The 1920-nt window shown below is 51.0% G+C and carries 2 protein-coding genes; one reads left to right on the top strand and one right to left on the bottom strand.

Translation table 11 applies throughout. From position 1 onward, the window contains the following. On the bottom strand, positions 1–223 hold a 223-nt coding region (locus B5F35_RS19095; RefSeq protein ID WP_442856501.1), incomplete at its 3' end, for a hypothetical protein. A gap of 359 nt (positions 224–582) precedes the next feature. Here B5F35_RS19095 and B5F35_RS18035 point away from each other — a divergent pair. Then, a complete protein-coding gene (locus B5F35_RS18035; protein WP_087243051.1) occupies positions 583–1791 on the top strand; it encodes an IS110 family RNA-guided transposase in 1209 nt (402 codons plus the stop codon). Positions 1792–1920 lie beyond the last annotated feature (129 nt).

Genomic DNA, 1920 nt, shown 5'->3' on the forward strand with positions numbered 1-1920 from the left:
ACACGCAATACTCCATGACAAAGCATTTTCCATCCTCAGAGGTGTAAATGACCGGCATGGCAAAGCCGATGTCCCGTCCATTCCGATGAAAGAACAGATAGAAGCACCGGTCTTCCGGTCTGTCATGAATCTTTTGCACATGGGCTCGGTACTCCGAATCACTGAGAAAATATTCTCTGTTTCGGTCATTTGGATCGGGAAAAATATCTCGTTTAAAATACATGTGGAGCTGCTCCCAAAAAGTTGCAGCATCGTTTTCCGTGACTGCTTCACGGATGGTAATAGGGTTTTCCATTTTACTACCTATTACAATAAATTTGGACAGGAAAGCCGGGCAGCCAGTCCGGCTTTCCCTCCATCTCGTGCCTAAGCTACAATAAGAGGAGCAACTGGCTGACGTTCACTCCCTTGGGCTTCGTATGTCCGCTTTGAAGACGGTCAGCCATCCTCTTGTTGCAGCGTTCGATTTGAGCAGGTTGAGCCTACCGGATGCCGGGGAGTTCGTGTCACCCAATAGATTGAATCGGCAGCGAGAAAAGATGGATTCCGGTTGCACAGATTCGTTGTATTGGAGGAATGTGGATGAACTGCGTTGGCATCGATGTTTCCAAGGGCAAAAGCATGATCGCAGTCATGCGGCCTTTCGGAGAGGTGGTAGTCTCACCCTTTGAGGTACTTCACACCGACAGCGAACTGAGTGAGCTGGCAAGGCTGCTCAAAAGCCTGGACGGTGAGACCCGTGTGGTGATGGAAGCCACGGGTAATTACCACGCGCCTGTGGCCTGGCTACTCCACGACGCGGGGCTTTATGTCTCGGTAGTCAATGCAATGCTGGTGCACGACTACGGAAACAACAGTTTAAGGCGGGCCAAGACCGACAAGAAGGATGCTGTGAAGCTGGCCAACTACGGCCTTGACCACTGGCTCACACTGCCGAGATATGTCCCCGATGAGGATACCCGGCTCATGCTGAAGACCTGCTACCGGCAGTACCAGCAGTATTCCAAAGTACAAACCATGCTGAAGAATAACCTGATCTCCCTGCTGGACACAACTTTCCCGGACGCAAACCGCCTGTTTGCCAGTCCGCCCCGCGCTGATGGCAGCGAGAAGTGGGTGGACTTTGTAGATGCTTTTTGGCACTGCGAGTGTGTCTGCGGTCTGTCTGAGAAGACCTTTATCACCAGATACCAGAAGTGGTGCAGAAAGCACGGCTACAATTTCAACGAAAATAAGGCATTGGATATATACGCCTCTGCCTGTGGGCACTTCGGTGTCATGCCAAAAACGGATACAACAAAACTTTTGGTAGAACAGGCTATTTCCCAACTCCGGGCAACTTCTGCCGCGTTAGCTGCTCTCAAACAAGAGATGCAGTCCCTGGCAGCTTCTCTGCCGGAGTATCCTGTGGTAATGGGGATGTTTGGCGTTGGTCCCTCTCTCGGCCCCCAGCTTATGGCTGAAATTGGCGATGTCCGCCGTTTTCATTCAAAAAAAGCACTGGTGGCCTTTGCGGGCATTGATGCCCCGCCCTACCAATCCGGCCAAATGGATGTCCGCAGCCGCAGCATTTCCAAGCGGGGGTCTGCCTCCCTGCGCAGGACGCTCTTTCTGGTGATGAGTGTCATCCTGCAACGTGCTCCAATGGATGAGCCGGTCTACCAGTTCATGAGCAAGAAACATTCTGAAGGCAAGCCTTACCGAGTCTACATGATGGCCTCCGCAAACAAGTTTCTGCGCATCTACTACGCTTCTGTAAAAGCCTATTTGGATTCCATGGAATACGACTGATTTTTCTGCACTATATCATCTGGCCGGCCGCCATTTCGATTTTGAGATGCTCAGCGGCTTAGATTTGTGCGCTCGTTTTTTTGCTCATTCTCTCGAAAATTTTACTTGACTTTTTTTAGCAGGTCTTCA

This window comes from Anaeromassilibacillus sp. An200, from assembly GCF_002160025.1.
Taxonomy (GTDB): Bacteria; Bacillota; Clostridia; order Oscillospirales; family Acutalibacteraceae; genus Caccousia; species Caccousia stercoris.

Coding starts and splice junctions, on each gene's coding strand:
- B5F35_RS18035 (WP_087243051.1), top strand. CDS start 583: ATGAACTGCGTTGGCATCGATGTTTCCAAGGGCAAAAGCATGATCGCA.